The sequence below is a fragment of the Streptomyces sp. CBMA29 genome, assembly GCF_014596445.1.
GTDB lineage: Bacteria > Actinomycetota > Actinomycetes > Streptomycetales > Streptomycetaceae > Actinacidiphila.
In genome coordinates this window covers 1-23,609 of sequence record NZ_MECL01000230.1, presented here as the reverse complement: position 1 = coordinate 23,609, position 23,609 = coordinate 1, and the positions used below count along the sequence as shown (strand labels likewise).

Below are 23,609 nucleotides of genomic sequence, written 5' to 3'. Positions count from 1 at the left end.
GACGATGCCGGGCACGGTGGCCGCGCGGGCGGCGGGGGCGGTGTCGCCGTCGGGGGCGGACAGCAGGGTGCCGCCGGGGGCAGCGGCGGCGGCGGCCGATACGGACGAGGCCGGTACGGAAGGTGCGGTCTGCGACGGGACGGTGGCGCCGCCCTGCGCGGTCAGCCCCGTGACGGCGGCGGTCAGCGCCTGGCGGCCGGCGGCCTTCGCGGACACCGCGCCCGCGATCGCGGCGGTGTCGAAGCGCGGGTCGGTCAGGGCCAGGCGCAGCGCGTGCCGGTGGCCGACGAAGCGGCGGTCGACGACGGCGACCCGGTCGGCGGCGGGCACCTGGGCGAGCCGCGCGGCGACGGCGACGGGCGTGTCCGCCTCGACCACCTGGAATCCCAGCGCCCGCAGGTCGTCCGCGAGCGGCGACGCGGAGCCCGCGGCGGGCGGGCCGGTGAGAATGGCGGTCGACAGAGGAACTCACTCCCTGGATGCGTGCGAAGGGCTTGCCTGTACGGGCCGCGGTCGGCAAGTCCGGGCCAGGCACGACGGCAGAGGCTATCGGATCCACGTCCGCCACCGTTCACCGCCCGTTCGCCTGAACTTGGCGTGCCCGGCGTGATCATCATCGTTGATGGCGGGCGCCCGGACAAACGACGGACGCGCTCACCCGTACGAGTGAGGTGGGCGGTGTTCCCCACGCCCCTTCTGCGCGCCTCATCACCGCAGGTCACCGCACATGACAACGGTCTCCAGTACCGGCTTGCCCACGGTGGGTAACCGGTGTTGACTGACCGCCGCACACCGGATGGCACGGCGGTCCGACGAGAGGGGGACGCGGCCATGGGGTCAGGCCACGCGCACGGCCACGGCGAAGGTCGCACGCGCAGCGGCGGCCAGGAGCGCGGCGGCGAGCGGAAGGACAGCGGCGGCGAGCTGAGGGACGGCGGCGGCGACGGCCGGAAGAAGGGGCACGGCCACGGTCACGACCACAGCCACGGTCTGCGGCCGGGCGCCGACGGCACGGCCGGTTCCGCGTACCGCGGCCGGCTGCGGATCGCGCTCGGCATCACGCTCTTCGTGCTCGCGGTCGAGGTGGTCGGCAGCGCGGTCACCGGCTCCCTCGCGCTGCTCGCCGACGCCGGTCACATGGCGACCGACGCGGCCGGTATCGCGATGGCGCTGCTCGCCATCCACATCGCCAACCGCCCCGCCAGCGAGCGCCGCACCTTCGGCTTCGCGCGCGCCGAGATCCTGGCGGCGGTCCTCAACGCGGTGCTGCTCTTCGGCGTCGGCGCGTTCATCTTCTACGAGGGCGTACGGCGGCTGATCAGCCCGCAGCACATCGACGGCGGCGGCACCGTCGTCTTCGGCGCGATCGGTCTGGTCGCGAACTCCGTGTCACTCGTTGTGCTGATGCGTGGGCAGCGCGAGAGCCTCAATGTGCGGGGCGCTTTCCTCGAGGTGATGGCGGACGCGCTGGGGTCGCTCGCGGTGATCGTGGCGGCCGTGGTGTTCATGACCACCGGCTGGCGGCAGGCCGACCCGGTGGCGTCGCTGCTGATCGGTCTGATGATCGTGCCGCGTACCTGGCAGCTGCTGCGCGAGGCCGTCGACGTCCTGCTGGAGGCCGCGCCCAAGGGCGTTGACATGGGCGATGTCCGCAGCCACATCGAGGGGCTGCCCGGTGTGGAGGGCCTGCACGATCTGCATGCGTGGACGATCACCTCGGGGATGCCGGTGCTGTCGGCGCACGTGGTGGTCAGCCAGGAGGTCCTGGAGGCGGTCGGCTACGAGAAGATGCTGCACGACCTCCAGGGCTGCCTCGGCACGCATTTCGACGTGGAGCACTGCACCTTCCAGTTGGAGCCGGTCGGGCACGCGGAGCACGAGGCGCGGCTCTGCCACTGAGCGGGACGCGAAGTGAGGCAGACTGAGAACCTGTCGTCGAAAGCGAAGGATGGACATGCCCACCAGTCCTGCCACCGGCCGACCCGGCTCCCCCACCGCCGTACCGTCGCCCAATGGTGTTGCCGCGCAGACCCTGGCAGATGCCGAGCAGACCCCGGCGGGTCAAGCCGTGGCGGAACCGATCCTGCTCGAACTCGTCGACGAGGACGGCCGGACCATCGGCACCGCGGAGAAGCTGTCCGCGCACCAGGCGCCCGGACGGCTGCACCGCGCCTTCTCGGTGTTCCTCTTCGACGGCGAGGGCCGGCTGCTGTTGCAGCGCCGCGCGCTGGGCAAGTACCACTCCCCCGGTGTCTGGTCCAACACCTGCTGCGGGCACCCGTACCCCGGTGAGCAGCCCTTCGTGGCCGCGGCCCGGCGCACCGCCGAGGAGCTGGGCGCGGCACCGGTGCTGATGCGCGAGGCGGGCACGGTCCGCTACAACCACCCGGACCCAGCTTCCGGTCTGGTGGAGCAGGAGTACAACCACCTGTTCGTCGGGCTGATCGGCGACGCGCTGCGGCCGGACCCCGAGGAGATCGACGACACGGCGTTCGCGGACCCGCGGGAACTGGCGCGGCTGCGCGCGGACGGACCCTTCTCGGCGTGGTTCCAGACGGTGCTCGACGCGGCGCTGCCGACCGTGCGTGAGGTCACCGGCGGTACGGCGGGCTGGTAGGCCCCGCCCGTTGACCCCCGTCCGGCACCGTGCGGGGCAGAGCAGGCCGGGCAGGACGGGCAGGGCCGGGCAGGACGGGCCGGGGTTTCAGAGGGCGGTGATCCACAGCGGGAGCGCCGCCCAGATCACCTTGCCGCCGGTCTCAGTCTGCGCGATGTCGCACTGGCCGCCCGCCTCCGCGGTGATCGTCTTCACCAGCAGCAGCCCGCGCCCGCCGGTCTGCCCGTGGTCCGCCTCCAGCGCCCTGGGGCGGTAGGGGTGGTTGTCCTCGACGGCGATCCTGATCCAGTCGGCGCCGACCGCGACCTCGACGGTGATCTCGGGCGACAGCACGGCCGCGTGCTTCACCGCGTTGGTGACCAGTTCCGAGACGATGACCAGCAGTCCGTACAGAAGGTCCTCGTCGATCGGCACCCTCTGGTCGGCGATGAGGGCGCGCACCCCGCGCCGCACCTGGGGCACGGACGAGTCGAGAGCCGGGGCGGTGAACCGCCACACCCCCTCGTACGGTCTCGGAGCCGGAGCCGGAGCCGGACCCGGAGCCGGAGCCGGACCCGGAGCCGGAGCCTGATCGGGCGGGACGCTCCCGCGCACCTCCATGACCGCACCCACCGTCGCTTTCGCGTCACGTGTCCCCGCGGCCCCTGCCGACAGCCCCGGCAGATTCCGCCTCACAGGTCGAGTGTCCGTAACCGCGGGGAGCCGAGCAGGCAGGAAACCGTAAGTCCGCACCTTTCTGTAATTTTTGACCGAAAACGATCGCCGACTTCGTTTTTTCGATCGATTCGCGGCAGTCTTCGGACGCTTCTCGAACTCTTCGACCGAGATCATCTGCACGTGCACCGGCGTGCCGGTGCGTCCCGGCGCGGGCGTCGTGCGCCCCTCCGGCCGGCGGCGCGCCGGTCGATAGGATCTGTCGGCACCGGCCAGCGCATGTCGCCCCCGTTAAGGAGCACGCATGTCCACCTCCGGCCCTGGGCTGCTCGTCAGCGCCGCGGACGGCACCGTGACCGTGACGATCAGCAATCCGGCCCGGCGCAACGCGATGACGACGGCCATGTGGCAGTCGCTGCCGGGGCTCCTCCACGGTCTCGCGGTCGATCCCGCCGTCCGCGTGCTGATCCTCACCGGCGCGGGCGACACCTTCTGCGCGGGCGCCGACATCACCGACCTCGCCGACCCCGTCTCGTCGAGCGGCGCGCAGTCCGCCGCCATGGCCGCGGAGGAGGCGCTGGCCGCCTTCCCCAAGCCGACGATCGCGGCCGTACGCGGCTACTGCGTGGGCGGCGGCTGCCAGCTCGCCGTCGCCTGCGACCTGCGCTTCGCCGCGCGGGGCGCCCGCTTCGGGGTCACGCCCGCGCGGCTGGGCATCGTCTACGGCGCCGCCTCCACCCGGCGCCTGGTGCGGCTCGCGGGGCCCGGCACCGCCAAACACCTGCTGTTCTCGGCCGAGTTGATCGACGACGAGCGGGCGCTGCGCACCGGCCTGGTGGACGAGGTGCTGCCGGAGGACGAGCTCGACAAGCGGGTCATGGACTTCGCCGGAGTGCTGCGCTCGCGCTCGCAGCTCACCCAGGCCGCCGCGAAGGAGTTCGCCGCGACGGCGGACGCGCCGGCCGACCCGGCCCGCGCCGCCCACTGGGCCCGGCAGGCCGCCCTCAGCGGCGACACCGCCGAGGGCGTCGCCGCCTTCCTCGAACGCCGCGAGCCGCGCTTCACCTGGGCCCCGGCAGCGGACTGAAGCAATTGCGCGGCTGACCGAGCCGGATGGGAGTGGGCACAGGGGCTGTAGGCGACCCCGCAAAAGCCCGGCTGAACGCTCAGCGCACACCGGTCGCGGGCCGTAGGCGACCCCGTAAAGGCTCGCCTCACGGCTCAGCGCATACGGGTCGCGCCCACCGGCACGCGGTCCGAGGCGCCCGGCGGCATGGCCGGGTGACGGCCGAGGAGGATCACGCCGATGGTGATGGCGGCGAGACCGGCGGCCTCCCAGGCGAGGGCCCCGGGCGTGACGCGCAGGCGGTCGCCGAGGAAACCTATGCCGCAGGCGATGCCGGCCAGCGGCTGGGCGGCGGTCAGCGCGGGCAGCGACATCCGCAGCGAGGCGGTCTCGAAGGCGCTCTGGACGAGCAGCATGCCGGTGAGGCCGATGACGGCGATGGCGTACGGCTGCCAGTGCACGGCGAGGGCAGCCACACCCTCGTCACCGGCCAGTTGGCTACAGATCCGGGTGAGGGCGTCCTGGAGTCCGTAGAGCAGGCCCGCGGCCAGGGCGAGGAGCGTGGCCTCGGAGGACGGCGGCAGGCGCTTGGCCGCGCCGGTGAGCAGCAGCGCGAGCCCGGCGACGATGCCGAAGACCAGCCAGTGCCGCAGCGCCCCCGCCTCGGCCGCGCTGCCCTCAGGCTGGCCCGCGACGATGAAGGCGGTCACGCCGAGGGCGAGCAGGACGACGCCGCCCCAGCCGCTGAGGCCGAGGGACTGGCGCGGGGTGAGCCAGCGGGCGAGCGCCATGGCGAAGAGCAGATTGGTGGCGGTGAGCGGTTCGACCAGGGAGACCTCGCCGTAGACGAGGGCGACGGCGCCGAGCACCTGGCCGCAGACCATCAGGCCGACACCGAGCAGCCAGTCCGGCATCCGCACCAGGTGCAGCAGCAGCCGGAAGGACAGAAAGTCCGCGAGCGAGGCACGCGCGGCCGCACGCTGCTGCAACACGAAACCGAGACCGAGGCAGCACGCGGCACTGACTCCCAGCAGGAACACGGCCACGCGGTCACTGTATAGGCACCGGCCGCGGGATCGAGGGGTTCCGTGGGCTTCGCCACAGGTCCGCGTCGCCTTCAGGACAGCGACGCGGACAGCTCGCGGACAGCGGTCCCACGGGAGGCGGCCGGCCGTCGGACGGCCGGCTGACAGCCGAGTGACAGGGCGCCCGCAGCCGCCGTACGGGTCACGGCCGTGTGTTCGGAACCGCTTCCGCGCTCTCCCACACGGTGAGGAACGCCAGCCGCAGGCACGCGGCGAGCGCCGGGTGCTCGATGTAGAGCGCGGTCGTCGCGCCGGTCCCGGCCACCGGGTCCGGCATGTCGCAGAGCACCAGCGACGCGTCGGCGACCACCAGCTTCAGCGGCAGCTCGGCGGTGAAACGGTGCTCCTCGCCCGCCGCGCCGAAGCGCCGTACGTTCTCCAGGACCTCCGTGTCGTCGAGCGAGTCGTGGGTGTAGACCGCCCGCACCGAGCCGCCCGAGCGGCGCAGTCGGCGTACCACCTTGATGCCGGGGGTGTTCGCGGCCGGGGCGACGAAGGGCGGTTTGCAGAAGCTCAGCAGTTCGCTCTTGGCCTGGCCCTGGATGTCGGTGAACGCCTCGGCTATCGACTTGGGGTCGCGCAGGATCTCGACGTAGTCGATCGGCACGGTCTGCGTACGGCCGTCGGCCCAGACCGGGACGAGGGCGGCGGTCAGCGCGGAGGAGACGCGGTCGAGGCGTTCGAGGGTCTCGCGCTGAAGGGCCATGAGGCGGGCGACGGCCAGTTCCGGCGCGACGGCCGAGAAGGTGGCGACCCGGCCGGGGTGCGCGGCGGCCAGCCGCCGCCGCACCAGCGTGTCGAGCACGTCGTACACCCGCTGCCGGGGTACGTCCGCCGCCCGCGCGACCTCCGCGGCGGTGTAGGACTCGCGTCGCACGAGGGCGAGATAGACCCGCGCCTCGTACCGCGCGAGCCCCAGCGCGACAAGGTCGTTGACCGGTTCTTCCTCCGTCTCCATGGCGCCACAAGGTATACGGCGGAGATCCACTTGCGGAAGCGAGCCGGGGGCGGATCCCGGCCGATCCGAGGGCAACTCTTTGCCATTGGCCGGTAGTTACTTGGGCCCTCGGTCACTACGTTCAGCATCGGTCACCACTCACGGTGGTGGCAGTCGGCAGTAGTTGACATCCGGATCACCAGTGAACGTGCGCCACACGAAGTCCCAGGCGTCGCCGTCGCATGATCTATTGTCATGACCTTGACACGAATGTCAGCGGCGGACGCCCTCGGGAGCCGATCCCCCCATGGAGGGCAGTTCATTGAAGTCGTCACACCCCGGCCGGGCCAGACGGACCGTCCGCCGCACGGCGGTCGCCGTCCTGTCGGCGGCGGCTCTCGTCACCGGCGGTCTGCTGGCCACCGCGGCGCCGTCCGTCGCCAGCACCCCGGCGTCGGGCGCGGCAGCCACCTCCGCGTCATCGAGTACGGCCGCGTCGCACACCTCCGCGTCATCGAGCACGTCCGCGTCGTCGCACACCTCCGCGTCGTCCGGCGCGTCCACGTCCGCGTCGTCGGCCGCTCCCACCCAGCGCCTGTGCGCCGTCCCCGCCAAGAAGGGCCAGATGGCCTGCATGGCGCTGACCCGTACCGACGTCGTCCACCACCTCGGCATCACCCCGAACGCCACCCCCTCCGGCTACGGCCCCACCGACCTCCAGAGCGCGTACGCGCTCTCCTCGTCCGCCGGCTCCGGCGCCACCGTCGCGATCGTGGACGCGCAGGACGACCCCAACGCCGCGGCCGACCTGAGCACGTACCGCGCGCAGTACGGACTGCCGGCCTGCACCACGGCCAACGGCTGCTTCAAGAAGATCAACCAGAACGGCTCGACCACCTCGCTGCCGAGCGCCGACTCCGGCTGGGCCGGTGAGATCTCGCTCGACCTGGACATGGTCAGCGCGGTCTGCCCGCAGTGCCACATCCTGCTGGTCGAGGCCACCTCGGCGAGCATGGACGACCTGGGCACCGCGGTGAACCAGGCCGTCACGCAGGGCGCGAAGTACGTCTCCAACAGCTACGGCGGCAGCGAGGACTCCTCCGACACCACCGCCGACTCGCAGTACTTCAACCACCCGGGCGTCGCCATCACCGTCAGCTCCGGCGACGAGGGCTACGGCGCGGAGTACCCGGCCGCTTCCAAGTACGTCACCGCCGTCGGCGGCACCGCGCTCAACCGGGCCAGCGGCACGACCCGCGGCTGGACCGAGTCCGTCTGGAACACCTCCAGCACCGAGGGCACCGGTTCCGGCTGCTCGGCCTACGACGCCAAGCCCACCTGGCAGACCGACACCGGCTGCGCCAAGCGCACCATCGCCGACGTCTCCGCCGTCGCCGACCCGGCCACCGGCCTGGCCGTCTACGACAGCTACCAGGCGTCCGGCTGGCAGGTCTACGGCGGCACCAGCGCGTCGTCGCCGATCATCGCCTCCGTCTACGCCCTGGCCGGCACCCCCGCGGCCGGGACCACCCCCGCCTCCTACCCGTACTCCCACACCGGCTCGCTGAACGACGTCACCAGCGGCTCCAACGGCTCCTGCGGCGGCTCCTACCTGTGCACCGCGAAGGCCGGATACGACGGGCCGACCGGGCTGGGCACGCCGAACGGCACGGCCGCCTTCACCAACGGCGGTTCGACCGGCGGCAACACGGTGACGGTCACCAACCCGGGCGCCAAGTCCACCGCGGTCAACACCGCGGCCTCGCTCCAGATCAGCGCCAGCGACTCGGCCTCGGGCCAGACCCTCGCCTACAGCGCCTCCGGGCTGCCGACCGGTCTGTCGATCAACGCCTCCACCGGTCTGATCAGCGGCACCCCGACGGCGGCGGGCACGTACAACGTCACCGTCACCGCCACGGACACCACCAACGCCTCCGGCAGCGCGTCCTTCACCTGGACCATCACCGGTTCGGGCGGCGGCGGCTGCACCACCGCGCAGCTCCTGACCAACCCCGGCTTCGAAAGCGGCAACACCGGCTGGACGACGTCCTCCGGCGTCATCGACAACAGCACCGGCGCCCCCGCCCACAGCGGCTCGTACAAGGCGTGGCTCGACGGCTACGGCACCACCCACACCGACACGCTCTCCCAGTCGGTGACGATCCCCGCCTCCTGCACCAACGCCACCTTCACCTTCTACCTCTACGTCAGCAGCCAGGAGACCAGCACCACCACGGCGTACGACAAGCTCACCGTCGCCGCGGGCAGCAGCACCCTGGCCTCGTACTCCAACCTCAACAAGGGCAGCGGCTACGTGCAGCGGTCGGTCAACCTGTCCTCCTACAAGGGGCAGACGGTCACCCTGAAGTTCACCGGCACCGAGGACGCCAGCCTCGCGACGTCGTTCCTGATCGACGACGCGGCGGTCAACGTCAGCTAGCTCGTACGGCGACGGGAGGGCTTCCCGCCCCGGCCCCTCAGGGGGCGGGAAGCCCTCCCGTCGCCCTGCCTCATCGCCTCATCGCCTCATCGGTGACGACGGCACCGCGTTCGTCGTCGCCACGGCCTCGGTCTAGAGGTCGATGACGACCTTGCCCCGCACATGCCTGCCGGACTGGAGCTCGGCCGCGCGGCGGATCCGCTCGACCGGGAAGGTCTCCGCGATCGGCACCCGGAGCCGACCCGCCGCGACCAGGCGGGCGATCTCTTCCAGAGCGCCGGGAGCCGCGCTCGCGCCGTTGGCCGCGGGCACGCCGTCGACCTGCACGGCGATGGCGCAGATCCGACCGTCCGGGACGCCGAGTTCCCTGGCGGCGTGCACGGTCTCCACCCCGTGCAGATCGACGGCGGCGGTGACGCCGCCGGGAGCGAGCGACCGGACCCGGTCGGCCAGGCCGTCGCCGTAGACGACGGGCTCCGCCCCGAGATCGCGCAGATAGTCGGCCGATGCCGCCGATCCCGTCCCGATGACGCGCGCTCCCGCGATCCGGGCCAGTTGGACGGCGAAGACCCCGACCCCGCCCGCCGCGCCGCCGATCAGCACGGTGTCGCTCGCGCCAAGGCCGATCGCGGCGAGGGCGGCGGACGCCGTACGGCCGGCGATCGTGAGGGTGGCGGCGGTGCGGTCGTCGACGCCGTCGGGCGTGTGATGGGCCTCGTTCGCCGCCGTCCCCCCGGCCGCGTCGATCACCACGAAGTCGGCGACCGCACGGGACAGAGCGCCCCCGAACACCCGGTCGCCGGGGGCGAACCCGCTCACTCCGTCACCGACCTGGTCGACCGCTCCCGCGTAGTCGGTTCCGAACCCGGCGGGCAGGCTCAGGCCGAACCGGGCGGCGGTGTCCGCGTCGGCGGTCATGATCCAGTCCATCGGATTCAGACCGGCCGCGGTGACCCGTACGCGGATCTGTCCCGGACCGGCCTGCGGGGCGGGAACCTCGCGGACGTCCAGGACCTCGGGGCCGCCGAACGACGCGAGCCGGACCGCCCTGCTCCCGTCCGTGGGAGGTTGATCGCTCTGTGCCTTCATGTGCGCCTGTCTCCTTTGTCTCCTCGGGACCGAGGGACCACACCGAAACGGACTATGCTCCGGTTACATGAATGACCGTAACATAAACGGAGCGCGATCCGTTTCGACGGACGCGGACCCGGACGCGGACCCGGACCCGAACCCGGACGCGGAGACCCGCGCGCCACGGGCGGACGCGGCCCGCAACCGCGACCAGTTGCTCGCGGTGGCGACCCGCGTGTTCATGTCGGCCGACGTCGAACCGTCGATGCGGGCGATCGCCCGCGAGGCCGGGGTCGGGATCGCCACCCTCTACCGGCACTTCCCGACCCGCGAGTCGCTGGTCGACGCGGTCTACCAGGACCAGGTCGTGCGGTTGACGGCCGGTGCCCGCGAGCTGCTCGGTCAGCTGCCCCCGGCCGCGGCGATGCGGCGCTGGACGGACCTGTTCGGGGACTGGATCGCGACCAAGAACGGCATGCTCGACACGCTCCTCGCGATGATCGAGTCGGGCGAGATCACCCATGCGCGGACCAGGACCGAGCTGCTGACCGCCATCACCACGATCCTCGACGCGGGCGGTGCGGCGGGCGACCTGCGCTCCGACGTCAGCGCCGAAGACATCGCCGCCGCCCTGATCGGCATCTTCACCGTGGCTCCCCGGCCAGGGCGCGAGGCCACGGCAGGCCGTCTGCTGGACCTGCTGATGGACGGTCTGGCGCCCGCCGCCCGGCCGAGCCGCCCCGAAGACTGACCGGCGTCAGCCGCACCGGAGGAATCGCGGGACCCGGGCCGGCCCCCACTGCCGACCCGGGTCCCGCGATGGTGCCGATCACCGTACGTCGACGGTGATCTTCCACCCCGCGATGGCATGGCAGGACATGACACCGGGGGTGGCGCCGGGGCAGGCGTGCCGGAACCCGCTCAGTTCGGCGGTGCCCACCCGCGCGCCTCGGTAGACGCCGGGAGAGATCTCGGAGAGGGCGGCGCCCCGCTCGCCGGGCGGCCGGTCGCCGGGGGCGGTGGTGACCCGCAGGGTGCTGCCGACGCTCAGGCAGACCTCGCGGCCTTCGGCCCCGGCATCGGGCGTGACCGTGACGTCGCCGCAGACCGGCCGGGTGCTGCTGTCGCTCGGATCGGGCGACCCGACGCGTACACCGCTCGCGCTTCCGCAACCGGCCACCAGCAGTACGGCGGCGGCAGCGGCGAATGTCCGAGCGCGCATCCTGTCCTCCTCCGGCGGCCGGTTCGGGGTCCGGTCATGGATGGGACGCAGCCGGACGCCGCCGGGTTCCCTCCCGCTCGGGGGCGCCGGGGTGCCGTCGGGGATGCGGCGCGGGGTGCCGTCGGGATGCGGTGCGGGTCGGTGTCGGGGATGCGCGCCGAGGCGGGCTCGGGGGTCCGCTCAGCGTTCGGTGATGCGGCCGTCCGCGACCTCGACGCGCCGGGTCGTGTGCACGGCGTCCAGCATCCGCCGGTCGTGGGTGACCAGCAGCAGCGTGCCCTCGTACGCGGCCAGCGCGGCTTCGAGCTGTTCGATTGCGGGCAGGTCGAGGTGGTTGGTCGGTTCGTCGAGTACCAGGAGATTGACGCCGCGGGCCTGGAGCAGCGCCAGCGCGGCGCGGGTGCGCTCACCGGGCGAGAGGGTCGCGGCCGGGCGCAGCACATGGGCGGCCTTGAGGCCGAATTTGGCGAGAAGCGTACGGATCTCGGCCGGATCCATGTCCGGCGCCGGGGCGCGGAAGGCGTCGAGGAGCGGTTCCTGCCCGCGGAAGAGGCCGCGGGCCTGGTCCACCTCGCCGACCAGGACACCGGGGCCGAGCGCGCTGTGGCCCTCGTCCAGCGGGAGGCGGCCGAGCAGCGCGGCGAGCAGGGTGGACTTGCCCGAGCCGTTGGCGCCGGTGATGGCCACCCGGTCGGCCCAGTCGATCTGGAGGTCGACCGGCCCGAAGGCGAAGTCGCCGCGGCGCACGCGGGCGCCGCGCAGAGTGGCCACCACGGCGCCCGAGCGGGGCGCGGCGGCGATCTCCATCCGCAGCTCCCACTCCTTGCGCGGCTCCTCGACCACGTCCAGGCGCTCGATCATCCGGTCGGTCTGCCGGGCCTTGGCGGCCTGCTTCTCGCTGCCCTCGGCGCGCGCCTTGCGGGCGATCTTGTCGTGGTCGGGCGCCTTGCGCATGGCGTTCCTGACGCCCTTGTCCATCCAGCCGCGCTGCATCCGCGCCCGCGCTTCGAGTCCGGCCTTGGTGTCGGCGTACTCGTCGTACTCCTCGCGGGCGTGCCGCCGGGCCGTCTCGCGTTCCTCCAGATAGGCGGTGTAGCCGCCGCCGAAGGTGCTGACCTGCTGCTGGGCGAGGTCCAGCTCCACCACACGGGTGACGGTGCGGGTGAGGAATTCGCGGTCGTGGCTGACCAGGACCGTCCCGGCGCGCAGGCCGCCGACGAATTTCTCCAGCCGTTCCAGGCCGTCGAGGTCGAGGTCGTTGGTGGGCTCGTCCAGCAGGAAGACGTCGTAGCGGCTGAGCAGCAGCGAGGCGAGTCCCGCGCGGGCGGCCTGGCCGCCGGAGAGCGAGAACATCGGCTGGTCCAGGTCGATGCCGAGGCCGAGCGAGGCGGCGGCCTCCTCGGCGCGTTCGTCCAGGTCGGCGCCGCCGAGCGCCAGCCAGCGGTCGAGTCCGGTCGCGTACGCGTCGTCGGCGCCCGGGGCCTGGTCCACCAGCGCCTGGGTGGCGGCGTCCAGGGCCGCCTGGGCGGCGGCGACCCCGGTGCGGCGGCCCAGGAACTCCCGTACGCTCTCCCCGCCCGGCAGCCGCTCGGGCTCCTGCGGCAGATGCCCGACGGTGGCGGTGGCCGGGCTGAGCCGCAGCGTCCCGCCCTCGGGCGTGTCGAGCCCGGCGAGCAGCCGCAGCAGCGTGGACTTGCCCGCGCCGTTGGCGCCGACCAGACCGATGACGTCGCCGGGGGCGACGACCAGGTCCAGGCCGGAGAACAGGACACGGTCGCCGTGTCCGGCGGCGAGATTCTTGGCGACGAGAGTGGCACTCATAAGAGGGCGGAGTTTATCGGGTGCGGCGGGAGGCGGGGCCGTGCGGGGCACGGGGTCGGGTGCGGGGTCGGGTGGAGGGCCGGGTGGAGGGCCGGGCGCAGATGGGTGGCCGGTGCAGCCAAATTGGCTGGTTGCCTTCTTACGCCGCCTTAACCTACGGTTGCGTAAGTTACGTTGGCGTAGGTGCGAAACTCCGCCGCGGCCGTACGCCCCGTGGATCCGTTCGTGGAGCCATGGGAGCCGTACACCGCACTTCCGCGCGTCGCACATCTCACACATCACGCACATCCGTCCCCCGTCCGTCCCCTCTCCCGTCCCCAGGAGCCCCCGTGACCTTGACCTCGCCCGACCGTGCCCGACCCGACGTCTGGAGCGACGCGACGCTGCTCTACGCGCTGGAGGAGGTCGTCGAGCGGGAGCTCAACCGGCACCTCGGCGTGGCCAAGGAGTGGATGCCCCACGAGTACGTCCCGTGGAGCGACGGCCGCAATTTCGACGGAATAATGGGGGGCGAAGCCTGGGCTCCCGAGCAGTCCAAGGTCACGGACGTCGGCCGGATCTCCCTCGTGGTCAATCTGCTCACCGAGGACAATCTGCCCAGCTACCACCACGAGATCGCGACGCTCTTCGGCCGTGACGGCGCCTGGGGCACCTGGGTGCACCGCTGGACCGCCGAGGAGGGTCGGCACGCGATCGTCATGCGCGACTACCTGCTGACCAGCCGCGCCGTCGACCCGGTCGAGCTGGAACGGTTCCGCATGCAGCACATGTCGGAGGGGTTCGAGCACGACCACCGGCACAGCATGGTCCACTCCGTGGCGTACGTCGCCTTCCAGGAGCTGGCCACCCGCGTCTCGCACCGCAACACCGGACACCAGTCGGGTGACCCCGTGTGCGACCGGATGCTCGCCAGGATCGCCACCGACGAGAACCTGCACATGGTCTTCTACCGGAATCTCCTGGCCGCCGCCCTCGAACTCGCCCCCGACCTCGCCATGCGCGCCATCCGTGACGTCGTCGTCGAATTCCGCATGCCGGGACACGGCATGCCCGGCTTCGAGCGGGCCGCCGCCCGCATGGCCATCGGCGGCATCTACAACCTCCGCATCCACCACGACGACGTCCTCCAGCCCGTCCTGCGCCACCTCAAGGTCCTTGAGATCTCCGGTCTCGGCCCCGAGGGCCTCCAGGCCCAGCAGGAGCTCGGCCTCTTCATGGGCGGCCTCAACGACCAGGCCACCCGCTTCGACGAGCGCCGCGAAGCCCTTCTCGCCCGCCGCGCCGCCGCCCGGGGCTGATCTCCCTCAGGCCGCGCCCGGTCTTTTGAGGGGCGCGGCTCCCGAGGGCCGTGCGGGCCCTGGGCGGCACGCCCGGTCTTTTGAGGGGCGCTGGGGGCACCTCCCGGCCGAAGGCCGGGGGAGGAACCGCGCGACCAGCCGTGGACGACATGCACGTCACCCCGTGGACGACATGCGCGTCACCACTGGCCCCAGCGGGGCACTTCGGCTGTCGCGGGGCCACCGACCCGGTGGGGGCGGGAAACAATCAAGCACGCATGCTTGATTGTTGCGGACCCCGCCTGCCACCCTCGTGGCCATGGCCGATCCGCAGTCCGTCCGTACGACCGTCCTGGCCGATCTGAGAGCGGAGAGCGACGCGCTCGACGACGTGGTGGCCGGGCTGAAGCCCGAGGAGTGGGCGAGGCCGACACCGGCCGAAGGCTGGACCGTTGGGCACCAGATCGCACATCTGGCCTGGACGGACGCCCAGGCGCTGCTGGCGGTCGAGGACGCGGAGGCGTTCGCCCGCGAGGCTGGCGACGCGGCGGCGCGGCTGGACTCGTATGTGGAGGACGGCGCCCGGGAGGGCGCGAGGCTGGCGCCGCCGGTACTGCTGGAGAGGTGGCGGTCGGGCAGAGCCCGGCTCTGGGCGACCCTGACCGGCGAACCGCCGGGAAGCCGCTTCCCCTGGTACGGGCCGCCGATGAGCACGGCGTCGATGGCGACGGGCCGCCTGATGGAGACATGGGCCCACGGCGAGGACATCGCCGACGCGCTCGGCGTCGAGCGCGCACCGACCCCCCGCCTGTGGCACGTCGCCCGAATCGCCTTCAGGGCGCGGGACTTCGCCTTCGCGGTGCACGGCCGCACCCCGCCCGGCACGGAATTTCGCCTCGAACTGACCGCGCCCGACGGCGCATTGTGGACCTTCGGCCCGGATGACGCGGAGCAGCGCGTGACCGGCCCCGCGCTGGACTTCTGCCTGCTGGCGGTGCAACGCAGGCACCGCGACGACGTGGCGGTACGGGCCCAAGGCCCGGACGCGGACGCGTGGTTGTCGATCGCGCAGGCGTTCGCGGGCCCGCCGGGCAAGGGACGTCCGCCGCGCGGCGGCGCGGAGGGGAGCACGTCATGACCCAACTCGACATACGCGGAGCGGACTTCGCCGAGCGGCGGGCCGCGATGCTGGAGCGGCTGGCCGAGGTCGAGGCGGGACACGCCGCCGCGCTGGCCGGTGGCGGCGAGAAGTACCAGGAGCGGCACCGCAGTCGCGGCAAACTGCTGGCACGGGAGCGGATCGAGCTGCTGCTCGATCCGGACACACCGTTCCTCGAACTGTCGCCGCTGGCCGGCTGGGGCAGCGACTTCGCGGTGGGCGCCTCCCTCGTGACGGGCATCGGCGTGGTCGAGGGCGTGGAGTGCCTGATCACGGCCAACGACCCGACGGTGCGCGGCGGCGCGAGCAACCCGTGGACGCTGAAGAAGGCACTGCGGGCGAACGAGATCGCCTTCGCCAACCGCCTGCCGGTGATCAGCCTGGTGGAGTCGGGCGGTGCGGACCTGCCCAGCCAGAAGGAGATCTTCATCCCCGGCGGCGCCCTCTTCCGCGACCTGACGCGGCTGTCGGCGGCCGGAATCCCCACGGTGGCCGTGGTGTTCGGCAATTCGACGGCGGGCGGCGCGTACATCCCCGGTATGTCCGACCACGTCATCATGGTCAAGGAGCGGTCCAAGGTCTTCCTCGGCGGGCCGCCGCTGGTGAAGATGGCGACCGGCGAGGAGAGCGACGACGAATCGCTCGGCGGCGCCGACATGCACGCCCGCCGCTCGGGCCTCGCCGACTACTTCGCGCTGGACGAGCCGGACGCGCTGCGTACCGCCCGGCGCGTCGTCGCCCGCCTCAACTGGCGTAAATCCGGGCCCGATCCGCGTCCGGACCCGCTGCCCCCCGCGTACGACGAGGAGGAGCTGCTGGGCATCGTGCCCGGCGATCTGCGCACCCCCTTCGACCCCCGCGAGGTCATCGCGCGGGTCACGGACGCCTCGGCCTTCGACGAGTTCAAGCCGCTCTACGGGCCGAGCCTGGCCACCGGCTGGGCGCAGGTGCACGGCTATCCGGTCGGAGTCCTCGCCAACGCGCGGGGCGTGCTGTTCAGCGAGGAGTCGCAGAAGGCGGCCCAGTTCATCCAACTCGCCAACCAGCGCGATATTCCGCTGCTCTTCCTGCACAACACCACCGGCTACATGGTGGGCCGCGAGTACGAGCAGGGCGGCATCATCAAGCACGGCGCGATGATGATCAACGCGGTCGCCAACTCGCGCGTCCCGCACATCTCGGTGCTGATCGGGGCGAGTTACGGCGCCGGGCACTACGGCATGTGCGGCCGGGCCTTCGATCCGCGGTTCCTCTTCGCCTGGCCGAGCGCCAAGTCCGCGGTGATGGGTCCCGCGCAGCTCGCCGGGGTGCTGTCCATCGTGGCCCGGCAGTCAGCGGCGGCGAAGGGCCGTCCCTACGACGAGGAGGGCGACGCCGCGCTGCGGGCGATGGTGGAGCAGCAGATCGAGGCCGAGTCGCTGCCGATGTTCCTGTCGGGACGGCTCTACGACGACGGCGTGATCGACCCGCGCGACACCCGTACGGTGCTCGGCCTGTGCCTTTCCGCCGTCCACGGCGCGCCGATCGAGGGCGCCAGGGGCGGCTTCGGCGTCTTCCGCATGTGAGGGGTCCCTTTCCGATGACCGATTCGAGCAGCGCTTCGCCGAGCGGGGACTTCACCGCTGACGAACAGTCACTTTCCATGCGGCACAAGGACATCGACTCCGTGCTGGTGGCCAACCGGGGCGAGATCGCGCGCCGCGTCTTCCGTACCTGCCGCACGCTCGGCATCGCCACGGTGGCGGTGTACGCGGACGCCGACGCGGACGCGGCGCACGTCGCGGAGGCCGACGCGGCGGTACGACTGCCGGGCAACGCCCCCGCCGACACGTATCTGCGGGCCGATCTGCTGGTGGCGGCGGCGCTCGCGGCGGGCGCGGACGCCGTGCATCCGGGCTATGGATTCCTGTCGGAGAACGCGGAGTTCGCGCGGGCGGTGGAGGCGGCGGGGCTGGTGTGGATCGGTCCGCCGCCGGACGCAGTCGAGGCGATGGGGTCCAAGACGCGGGCCAAGGAGTTGATGGCCGCGGCGGGCGTACCTCTTTTCGCCGCGCTCGATCCGGCACGGGTCACGGCCGCGGACCTGCCGCTGCTGGTGAAGGCGTCCGCGGGCGGCGGCGGTCGCGGCATGCGGGTCGTACGCGAACTGGACGCGCTGGAGAGCGAGTTGGCCGCCGCCCGGTCGGAGGCCGCGGCCGCCTTCGGTGACGGCGAGGTGTTCGTCGAGCCGTACGCGGAAGGGGCCCGGCACGTCGAGGTGCAGGTGCTGGCCGACGCGCACGGCACGGTGTGGGTGCTGGGCGAGCGCGACTGTTCGCTCCAGCGGCGGCACCAGAAGGTCATCGAGGAGACCCCGGCGCCGGGTCTGGGCGAGGAGGTGCGCCGTACGCTGCACGATTCCGCCGCCCGCGCGGCGCGCTCGATCGGCTACACGGGCGCGGGAACGGTGGAGTTCCTGGTCGCGCGGGACGGGCGTCCGTACTTCCTGGAGATGAACACCCGCCTCCAGGTGGAGCATCCGGTCACCGAGTGCGTCACCGGGCTCGACCTCGTGGCGCTCCAGATCCGTGTCGCGGAAGGGGCCGCGCTGCCCCCGTCGCCCCCGCAGCCGCACGGCCACGCGGTGGAGGCCAGGCTCTACGCGGAGGACCCGGCCCGCGGCTGGCAGCCGCAGCCGGGGGCGCTGCATCTGTTCGAACTGCCGGGCGTGGACGCCGAATTCGCCGTGCGGCCGGGGCTCGACGCCGGGCTGCGGCTGGACGCGGGGGTGAGCGGCGGCGAGACGATCGGCGTCCACTACGACCCGATGCTCGCCAAGGTGATCGCCTGGGCGCCGACCCGCGCCGAGGCCGTACGCCGTCTCGCGTACGCGCTGGAGCGGGCCCGGCTGCACGGCCCTGTCACCAACCGCGACCTGCTCGTACGGGTGTTGCGGCACCCGGACTTCGCCGCCGCCCGGCTGGACACCGGCTTCCTGGAACACCGCCTGGACGCGCTCATCGGGGCGCCGGCGGCGGCCACGGACGCGCCGGGGCCGGCCGACACGGACGGCGATCGCGTGCGGTTCGCGGCGCTGGCCGCCGCACTCGCCGACGCGGCCGGGCGTACGTCGGCGCGCGGCCCGGTTCCGGTCCGGCTCGGCGGGTGGCGGAACGTTCCGTCGCAGCCGCAGGTGAAACGCTTCCGCAGCGAGCCGGACGGCCGGGAGTACGAGGTCGGTTACCGGCTCGGCCGCGCCGGTCTGGAGGCGACCGGCGCCGACGGGGTCCGGTGGGTGTCGGCGTCGGCCCGGCGTGTCGTACTCGACATCGACGGTGTGCGGCGGGCGTTCGACGTCGCCGCTTACGCCGAACGGGTGTTCGTCGATTCGCCGTTCGTGTCATGCGCTCTGACCGCCCTGGCCCGCTTCACCGCGCCGGAGGATCTGACGCCGCAGGGGTCGCTGCTTGCCCCGATGCCCGGCACCGTCATCCGGATAGGTGAATTCTCGCCGGGCGACCGGGTCGAAAAAGGCCGCCCGCTGCTCTGGCTCGAAGCGATGAAGATGGAACACGTGATCGCCGCTCCCGCCACCGGGACGCTCACGGAGCTCACCGCCGAGGTCGGCCGACAGGTCGACGTCGGCGCCGTACTCGCCGTCGTCAAGGAGGAAACCACGCCATGAGCACCGTTCAGGGAACCTTCGACAGCGCCCTGCTGGAAAGCGACGAGCGGCGCGCCCTGCGCAAGGCCGTCGGTGACCTCGCCCGCCGCTACGGTCGCGAATATTTCTCGGCCACCGTACGTGCGGGCAAGCACACCGACGAGTTGTGGCAGGAGGCGGGCGGCCTCGGATATCTCGGGGTCAACCTGCCTGAGGAGTACGGCGGCGGGGGCGGCGGTCTCGCGGAACTGTCCATCGTGCTGGAGGAGTTGGGGGCGGCGGGCTGCCCGCTGCTGCTGCTCGTCGTCTCCCCCGCGATCTGCGGCACGGTCATCGCCCGCTTCGGCACCGACGAGCAGAAGCGGCGCTGGCTGCCGGGGATCGCCGACGGCTCGCTGCGGATGGCCTTCGGCATCACCGAACCGGACGCCGGGTCCAACTCGCACCGCATCACCACCACCGCCCGGCGCGACCCCGACACCGGCGGCTGGCGGCTGACCGGCCGGAAGGTCTTCATATCCGGTGTCGACATCGCCGACGCCACACTGGTCGTCGGCCGCACCGAGGACGCGCGCACCGGCAAGCTCAAGCCCTGCCTGTTCATCGTGGACCGGGAGACACCGGGCTTCGAATTCCGCCAGATCGAGATGGAGTTGGCCGCCCCCGAGAAGCAGTTCCAGCTCTTCCTCGACGATGTCGCGCTGCCCGCCGACGCGCTCGTCGGCGACGAGGACGCCGGGCTGCTCCAGCTCTTCGCGGGGCTCAACCCGGAGCGGATCATGACCGCCGCCTTCTCTATCGGCATGGGCCGCTACGCCCTGGACAAGGCCGTCGAATACGCCAAGTCCCGGCAGGTGTGGCAGGCTCCCATCGGCTCCCACCAGGCGATAGCGCACCCGCTCGCCCAGGCCCACATCGAGCTGGAACTGGCCCGGTTGATGATGCAGAAGGCCGCCTACCTCTACGACGCGGGCGACGACATGGGCGCGGGCGAGGCCGCGAACATGGCGAAGTACGCGGCGGCCGAAGCCGGTGCCAAGGCCGTCGACCAGGCCGTGCACACCCTCGGCGGCAACGGCCTCACCGCCGAGTACGGTCTCGCCTCACTGCTGACCGCGTCCCGGGTCGGCCGGATAGCCCCGGTCAGCCGGGAGATGATCCTCAACTTCGTCTCGCACCACACGCTGGGGCTGCCGAAGTCCTACTAGCAACACCCGCCAAGGAGGCGCCCGTGACCACCGCACCACTTCGCACCCGCGCCGGAGCGCCCTTCCGCGCGGGCGCGGAGACCGCAGAAGGCGCCGTCGCCCGCACCGAACGGCCGGACTCGTCATGGACCTGGTGACCGACCGCTCCCCCAAACAGGACCGCAGCCGCGCCACCCGTCGGCGGATACTGGAGGCCGCCGTCTCGTGCCTCGCCGAGCACGGCTGGTCGGGCAGCACCGTCGCCGTGGTGTGCGCCCGCGCAGGTGTCTCCAGAGGGGCGGCCCAGCACCACTTCCGCACCCGCGAGGAGCTGTTCACCGCGGCCATCGCCCACATGGCCGAGGAGTGGGTCACCGCCGTCTCAGAGCGCGCCCTCGCCCTCCCCCGCGCGGGCCAGGACCGCACCTACGCCGTCGTCGACATGCTGGTCGCGGTCCACACCGGCCCGCTGTTCCGCGCCGCCCTCCACCTCTGGGTGGCCGCAGCCGACGAGGAACAGCTCCGCCCCGGCGTCGCCGCGCTGGAGTCCCGGATCGGCCGCGAGGCCCACCGCCTGACGGTCGAATTCCTCGGCGCCGACGAATCCCTGCCCGGCGTCCGGGAGACCGTCCAGGCCACCCTCGACATGGCCCGCGGCCTCGGCCTCGCCAACCTCCTCAGCGACGACTCCGCCCGCCGCGCGGGAATCGTCCGCCAGTGGTCCCGCGTCCTCGACACGGTCCTGCGCGAACAGCCCCCGGACAGGCCCTGACGGCGGCCGGAGTCGGCCGAGCCGCGGCGGTGGGACAGGCGGCGATCAGTGCAGGGAGGTGTCGGCGGGTCCCGAGGAGAGACGGGTGAAGCGGACGCGCAGGCCGGGGCGTTGGGGGGCGCAGCAGAACAGACCCGCGCGGGCGTCGGCGGCGGGGTCGAGCCAGGCCAGGCGGATGGTGCGCCAGGGGTCGTCGGCGCGGCGGGCGCGGACGGTGACGGCGTCGCCCGAGCGGCTGACCCGGACGGTCACCTCGTGGCCCGCCCAGTCGGGGACCGGGGCGAGTGACCAGTCGGAGGCGCCGTGCGTGACGACGGCGCCGACCTGGGGCGAACCGTCGGAGATCTCGACGCCCGCCTTGATCCAGGACTCGGCGTCGACGCGCACCAGGACACCGGCCTGGTCGTACAGCTCGGTGAAGTCGGCGACGAAGGTGACCTCGATGGCGGTGCCGGACGGGAAGGGGGTGAGGAGCGCGTGGCCGTCGTCGCGGACGAAGCCATAACTGGTGGTGCGCCAGAAGTCGCTGCCCTCGTTGGCGGTGACGTGCAGACCGGTGCTGTCGGCGACGGCCTCGGCGGGCGGGTTGAGCCAGGTCGCGTCGGACCAGGGGATGTCATGGTCGATCGGAGAGGTCACGGAAGTACCGCCATTCGTTGCCACAGGGTCGATAGCCGAGCCACCGGTCGACGGCCAGCACGGTCCGCGGTCGTCACCATGTACGGGACGGTCTCGCGGACCACGGCGGCGACAGCTTCGGCGTCCGCGGGACCGTACTGTCCGATGATCACCTTCACGGTCCCGCACCCTACGCGGCGGCGCCGCGTACCGCCCTCGATTTTCCGGCCCACCTGGGCAGAGGCTCCCGCTCGGCCCCTTCCAGGTGGATGCTGGAGGTGAGGGAGATGGCACGGATGCGCAGAAGCGGATACGAACCCGTCCAGGCGCGCAGCCCGCTGCGGCTGCGGCTGGGGCTCGCGCTGTGCGGTGTGGTCTGGGGCGCCGCGGCGGCCGTGGGCTTCGCGCTCGCCGGCCTGCCGGGCTGGGCCGCGGTACTGGCCGCCGTCGCGCTGCTGGCCGCGATCGACGCCGTGCTGGTCGTCCGCCGCATGCGGCAGGGCTCGCGCTACCAGCCGAGCCGCACGACCCCGCCGTACCGCCCGGCGGCGCCGCACGCGGGCAGGCACTGAGTATCGGTCCGGCGACCGCGGGCGCGGGTCCGAGCCCGAGCACGCGCCCGAGCACGCGCTCGGGACAAGCGAAAGGGCCCGGCACCTGAGTGCCGGACCCTTCCTCTTCAGTAGCGGGGACAGGATTTGAACCTGCGACCTCTGGGTTATGAGCCCAGCGAGCTACCGAGCTGCTCCACCCCGCGTCGATGAACACCACCCTACGGGGTGCCGGCGCTCACACCAAATCGATGCGATGTCCGCCGCGCGCGCGGGGTCGCGGAAGGTTTGGCGAGGGCGCCGTCGCGCCAGGTAGGGATCATGAGCACATCTGGATCAGGACCGAACACGGCAGCGAACGGAATCCCGGCCGTCACGCTCTCCGACGAGGTGCGGGACGCCGTCGCGAGCGGCGCGCCCGTGGTGGCGCTGGAGTCGACGATCATCGCGCACGGCCTGCCCCGGCCGCGCAATTTGCGGGTGGCACGCGAGCTGGAGGAGATCGTCCGGGAGCAGGGCGCGGTGCCCGCGACCGTGGCGGTACTCGACGGGGTGCCCCGGGTAGGGCTCACCGAGGAGCAGGTGGAGCGGGTCGCCGAGGACGTCTCGCTGCGCAAGCTGGGGTTCCGGGACCTGGCGCCCGCGCTGGCGGCGGGTGCGAGCGGGGCGACGACCGTGTCAGGGACGGCGTTCCTGGCAGCGCGGGCCGGGATCCGGGTGTTCGGTACGGGCGGCCTCGGCGGGGTGCACCGCGACTGGGTGACCGTGCAGGACGAGTCCGCCGACCTGGGCCTGCTGGCCAGGACGCGGATCACGGTGGTGTGCGCGGGCGTGAAGTCGATCCTGGACGTGCCCGCGACGCTCCAGCGGCTGGAGACGCTGGGCATCGGCGTACTCGGCTTCGGCACCGACCGCTTCCCGGGTTTCTACCTCAGCGACTCCGGTGAGCCCGTGGACTGGACGGTCGATTCCGCCCGCCACGTCGCGGACGTGATGGCCGCGCAGGACGCGCTGGGCGGGCACGACTCGGCGCTGATCGTCGCCAATCCGGTGCCGCGGGAGCTTCAGCTCGACCCGGAGCTGCACGACCGGGTGCTGGCGGACGCGCTCGCCGCCGCCGAGGCCGGGGGCGTCACGGGACAGGCGATCACGCCGTTCCTGCTGGGCTACCTCACCGAGCACACCTGCGGCGCGTCCCTGGAGTCCAACCTCGCGGCGGTACGGGGCAATGTCCGGCTCGCGGCCGGGATCGCGGTGCGCTGGTCGCAGCGCGCATGACCCGCGACAACGCCGGACCGGCGGACGATACAAGACGGTCAGGTGGCACGAGACCGTCCGACAGCACGAGAGCGTCCGACAGCGCCGGACCCGCCGCCGCAGAACCAGTGCCTCCCGGACTCCTCGTCGTCGGCGACGTCGTCACCGACGTGGTGGCGCGGCACGCGCGGCCCCTCACCGCCGACACCGACACCGCCGCCCGGATCGCGGT

General features: G+C 72.6%; 20 protein-coding genes, 1 tRNA gene and 1 pseudogene. 13 read left to right on the top strand and 9 right to left on the bottom strand.

The features are described 5' to 3' along the window. A pseudogene (locus BGM09_RS32255) lies at positions 1-378 on the bottom strand (CDP-alcohol phosphatidyltransferase family protein); the annotation flags it as partial. Between the two features lie 453 nt (positions 379-831). On the opposite strand from BGM09_RS32255, the gene BGM09_RS32250 reads away from it, so the two are divergent. Next, positions 832-1,899, top strand: coding sequence for a cation diffusion facilitator family transporter (locus BGM09_RS32250; RefSeq protein WP_188285285.1), 1,068 nt, complete (start codon positions 832-834; stop codon positions 1,897-1,899). Positions 1,900-1,954: 55 nt separating this feature from the next. Further along, positions 1,955-2,617 carry an isopentenyl-diphosphate Delta-isomerase gene (gene idi, locus BGM09_RS32245; protein WP_188285284.1) on the top strand — a complete coding sequence of 221 codons (663 nt, stop codon included), beginning with the start codon at positions 1,955-1,957 and terminating at the stop codon, positions 2,615-2,617. A gap of 87 nt (positions 2,618-2,704) precedes the next feature. Here the strand turns inward: idi and BGM09_RS32240 are convergent, their stop codons facing one another. Next, on the bottom strand, positions 2,705-3,217 hold the full coding sequence (locus BGM09_RS32240) for an ATP-binding protein (RefSeq protein WP_188285283.1): 513 nt from the start codon (positions 3,215-3,217) through the stop codon (positions 2,705-2,707). 358 nt (positions 3,218-3,575) lie between these two features. Here BGM09_RS32240 and BGM09_RS32235 point away from each other — a divergent pair, with 358 nt between their 5' ends. Further along, positions 3,576-4,358 carry an enoyl-CoA hydratase/isomerase family protein gene (locus BGM09_RS32235; RefSeq protein ID WP_188285282.1) on the top strand — a complete coding sequence of 261 codons (783 nt, stop codon included), beginning with the start codon at positions 3,576-3,578 and terminating at the stop codon, positions 4,356-4,358. A gap of 134 nt (positions 4,359-4,492) precedes the next feature. Here the strand turns inward: BGM09_RS32235 and BGM09_RS32230 are convergent, their stop codons facing one another. Beyond that, positions 4,493-5,383 carry a DMT family transporter gene (locus BGM09_RS32230; RefSeq protein ID WP_188285281.1) on the bottom strand — a complete coding sequence of 297 codons (891 nt, stop codon included), beginning with the start codon at positions 5,381-5,383 and terminating at the stop codon, positions 4,493-4,495. 181 nt (positions 5,384-5,564) lie between these two features. Then, positions 5,565-6,380, bottom strand: a complete 816-nt coding sequence (locus tag BGM09_RS32225) for a TrmB family transcriptional regulator (RefSeq protein WP_188285280.1) — start codon at positions 6,378-6,380, stop codon at positions 5,565-5,567. Positions 6,381-6,681: 301 nt separating this feature from the next. Between BGM09_RS32225 and BGM09_RS32220 the strand changes: the two genes are divergently transcribed. Further along, positions 6,682-8,799 carry a putative Ig domain-containing protein gene (locus tag BGM09_RS32220; protein ID WP_223187905.1) on the top strand — a complete coding sequence of 706 codons (2,118 nt, stop codon included), beginning with the start codon at positions 6,682-6,684 and terminating at the stop codon, positions 8,797-8,799. 132 nt (positions 8,800-8,931) lie between these two features. Here BGM09_RS32220 and BGM09_RS32215 read toward each other — a convergent pair whose 3' ends face one another. Further along, the gene (locus BGM09_RS32215) at positions 8,932-9,888 is read right to left on the bottom strand and encodes an NADP-dependent oxidoreductase (RefSeq protein ID WP_188285278.1); all 957 of its coding nucleotides are present in this window, start codon (positions 9,886-9,888) and stop codon (positions 8,932-8,934) included. Between the two features lie 67 nt (positions 9,889-9,955). Here BGM09_RS32215 and BGM09_RS32210 point away from each other — a divergent pair, with 67 nt between their 5' ends. Next, entirely contained in the window at positions 9,956-10,621 is a 666-nt protein-coding gene (locus BGM09_RS32210) for a TetR/AcrR family transcriptional regulator (protein WP_188285277.1), read from the top strand. A gap of 78 nt (positions 10,622-10,699) precedes the next feature. Here the strand turns inward: BGM09_RS32210 and BGM09_RS32205 are convergent, their stop codons facing one another. Both BGM09_RS32205 and BGM09_RS32200 read right to left on the bottom strand, forming a co-directional pair. Beyond that, a complete protein-coding gene (locus BGM09_RS32205; RefSeq protein WP_188285276.1) occupies positions 10,700-11,092 on the bottom strand; it encodes a hypothetical protein in 393 nt (130 codons plus the stop codon). A gap of 180 nt (positions 11,093-11,272) precedes the next feature. Further along, positions 11,273-12,913: an ABC-F family ATP-binding cassette domain-containing protein gene (locus BGM09_RS32200; RefSeq protein ID WP_188285275.1), complete on the bottom strand. Its 1,641-nt coding sequence runs from the start codon at positions 12,911-12,913 to the stop codon at positions 11,273-11,275. A gap of 329 nt (positions 12,914-13,242) precedes the next feature. On the opposite strand from BGM09_RS32200, the gene BGM09_RS32195 reads away from it, so the two are divergent. The 6 genes from BGM09_RS32195 to BGM09_RS32170 all read left to right on the top strand — a co-directional run bounded on the left by BGM09_RS32195 (position 13,243) and on the right by BGM09_RS32170 (position 20,951). Next, positions 13,243-14,211: an acyl-ACP desaturase gene (locus tag BGM09_RS32195; RefSeq protein ID WP_317452976.1), complete on the top strand. Its 969-nt coding sequence runs from the start codon at positions 13,243-13,245 to the stop codon at positions 14,209-14,211. A 298-nt stretch (positions 14,212-14,509) separates the two neighbouring features. After that, positions 14,510-15,328 carry a TIGR03084 family metal-binding protein gene (locus BGM09_RS32190; RefSeq protein WP_188285273.1) on the top strand — a complete coding sequence of 273 codons (819 nt, stop codon included), beginning with the start codon at positions 14,510-14,512 and terminating at the stop codon, positions 15,326-15,328. After that, a complete protein-coding gene (locus tag BGM09_RS32185; RefSeq protein WP_188285272.1) occupies positions 15,325-16,914 on the top strand; it encodes an acyl-CoA carboxylase subunit beta in 1,590 nt (529 codons plus the stop codon). Before BGM09_RS32190 ends, BGM09_RS32185 begins: the two co-directional genes overlap by 4 nt. A 77-nt stretch (positions 16,915-16,991) precedes the next feature. Further along, the gene (locus BGM09_RS32180; RefSeq protein ID WP_188285271.1) at positions 16,992-19,013 is read left to right on the top strand and encodes a biotin carboxylase N-terminal domain-containing protein; all 2,022 of its coding nucleotides are present in this window, start codon (positions 16,992-16,994) and stop codon (positions 19,011-19,013) included. Then, positions 19,010-20,200 (top strand): acyl-CoA dehydrogenase family protein, encoded by a 1,191-nt coding sequence (locus BGM09_RS32175; RefSeq protein ID WP_188285270.1) that lies wholly within the window; start codon positions 19,010-19,012, stop codon positions 20,198-20,200. Before BGM09_RS32180 ends, BGM09_RS32175 begins: the two co-directional genes overlap by 4 nt. 124 nt (positions 20,201-20,324) lie before the next feature. Further along, the gene (locus BGM09_RS32170; RefSeq protein WP_188285269.1) at positions 20,325-20,951 is read left to right on the top strand and encodes a TetR/AcrR family transcriptional regulator; all 627 of its coding nucleotides are present in this window, start codon (positions 20,325-20,327) and stop codon (positions 20,949-20,951) included. A gap of 45 nt (positions 20,952-20,996) precedes the next feature. Here the strand turns inward: BGM09_RS32170 and BGM09_RS32165 are convergent, their stop codons facing one another. Then, complete coding sequence (locus BGM09_RS32165) at positions 20,997-21,590, bottom strand: DUF1349 domain-containing protein (protein ID WP_188285268.1); 594 nt, start codon at positions 21,588-21,590, stop codon at positions 20,997-20,999. Between the two features lie 275 nt (positions 21,591-21,865). Between BGM09_RS32165 and BGM09_RS32160 the strand changes: the two genes are divergently transcribed. Then, positions 21,866-22,141: a DUF6343 family protein gene (locus BGM09_RS32160; protein ID WP_223187904.1), complete on the top strand. Its 276-nt coding sequence runs from the start codon at positions 21,866-21,868 to the stop codon at positions 22,139-22,141. 111 nt (positions 22,142-22,252) lie between these two features. On the opposite strand, the gene BGM09_RS32155 is transcribed toward BGM09_RS32160, so the two are convergent. After that, positions 22,253-22,326: transfer RNA gene (locus BGM09_RS32155), tRNA-Met, on the bottom strand. Between the two features lie 115 nt (positions 22,327-22,441). Between BGM09_RS32155 and BGM09_RS32150 the strand changes: the two genes are divergently transcribed. Further along, positions 22,442-23,398 carry a pseudouridine-5'-phosphate glycosidase gene (locus tag BGM09_RS32150; protein ID WP_188285266.1) on the top strand — a complete coding sequence of 319 codons (957 nt, stop codon included), beginning with the start codon at positions 22,442-22,444 and terminating at the stop codon, positions 23,396-23,398. Positions 23,399-23,609 lie beyond the last annotated feature (211 nt).

What these genes read in the sequence shown, in the direction of transcription:
- BGM09_RS32215 (WP_188285278.1), bottom strand. Translation starts at nt 9,888, where the DNA reads ATGAAGGCACAGAGCGATCAACCTCCCACGGACGGGAGCAGGGCGGTC.
- BGM09_RS32240 (WP_188285283.1), bottom strand. Translation starts at nt 3,217, where the DNA reads ATGGAGGTGCGCGGGAGCGTCCCGCCCGATCAGGCTCCGGCTCCGGGT.
- BGM09_RS32210 (WP_188285277.1), top strand. Translation starts at nt 9,956, where the DNA reads ATGAATGACCGTAACATAAACGGAGCGCGATCCGTTTCGACGGACGCG.
- BGM09_RS32175 (WP_188285270.1), top strand. Translation starts at nt 19,010, where the DNA reads ATGAGCACCGTTCAGGGAACCTTCGACAGCGCCCTGCTGGAAAGCGAC.
- BGM09_RS32200 (WP_188285275.1), bottom strand. Translation starts at nt 12,913, where the DNA reads ATGAGTGCCACTCTCGTCGCCAAGAATCTCGCCGCCGGACACGGCGAC.
- BGM09_RS32205 (WP_188285276.1), bottom strand. Translation starts at nt 11,092, where the DNA reads ATGCGCGCTCGGACATTCGCCGCTGCCGCCGCCGTACTGCTGGTGGCC.
- BGM09_RS32180 (WP_188285271.1), top strand. Translation starts at nt 16,992, where the DNA reads ATGCGGCACAAGGACATCGACTCCGTGCTGGTGGCCAACCGGGGCGAG.
- idi (WP_188285284.1), top strand. Translation starts at nt 1,955, where the DNA reads ATGCCCACCAGTCCTGCCACCGGCCGACCCGGCTCCCCCACCGCCGTA.
- BGM09_RS32190 (WP_188285273.1), top strand. Translation starts at nt 14,510, where the DNA reads ATGGCCGATCCGCAGTCCGTCCGTACGACCGTCCTGGCCGATCTGAGA.
- BGM09_RS32235 (WP_188285282.1), top strand. Translation starts at nt 3,576, where the DNA reads ATGTCCACCTCCGGCCCTGGGCTGCTCGTCAGCGCCGCGGACGGCACC.
- BGM09_RS32185 (WP_188285272.1), top strand. Translation starts at nt 15,325, where the DNA reads ATGACCCAACTCGACATACGCGGAGCGGACTTCGCCGAGCGGCGGGCC.
- BGM09_RS32150 (WP_188285266.1), top strand. Translation starts at nt 22,442, where the DNA reads ATGAGCACATCTGGATCAGGACCGAACACGGCAGCGAACGGAATCCCG.
- BGM09_RS32250 (WP_188285285.1), top strand. Translation starts at nt 832, where the DNA reads ATGGGGTCAGGCCACGCGCACGGCCACGGCGAAGGTCGCACGCGCAGC.
- BGM09_RS32160 (WP_223187904.1), top strand. Translation starts at nt 21,866, where the DNA reads ATGCGCAGAAGCGGATACGAACCCGTCCAGGCGCGCAGCCCGCTGCGG.
- BGM09_RS32225 (WP_188285280.1), bottom strand. Translation starts at nt 6,380, where the DNA reads ATGGAGACGGAGGAAGAACCGGTCAACGACCTTGTCGCGCTGGGGCTC.
- BGM09_RS32170 (WP_188285269.1), top strand. Translation starts at nt 20,325, where the DNA reads ATGGACCTGGTGACCGACCGCTCCCCCAAACAGGACCGCAGCCGCGCC.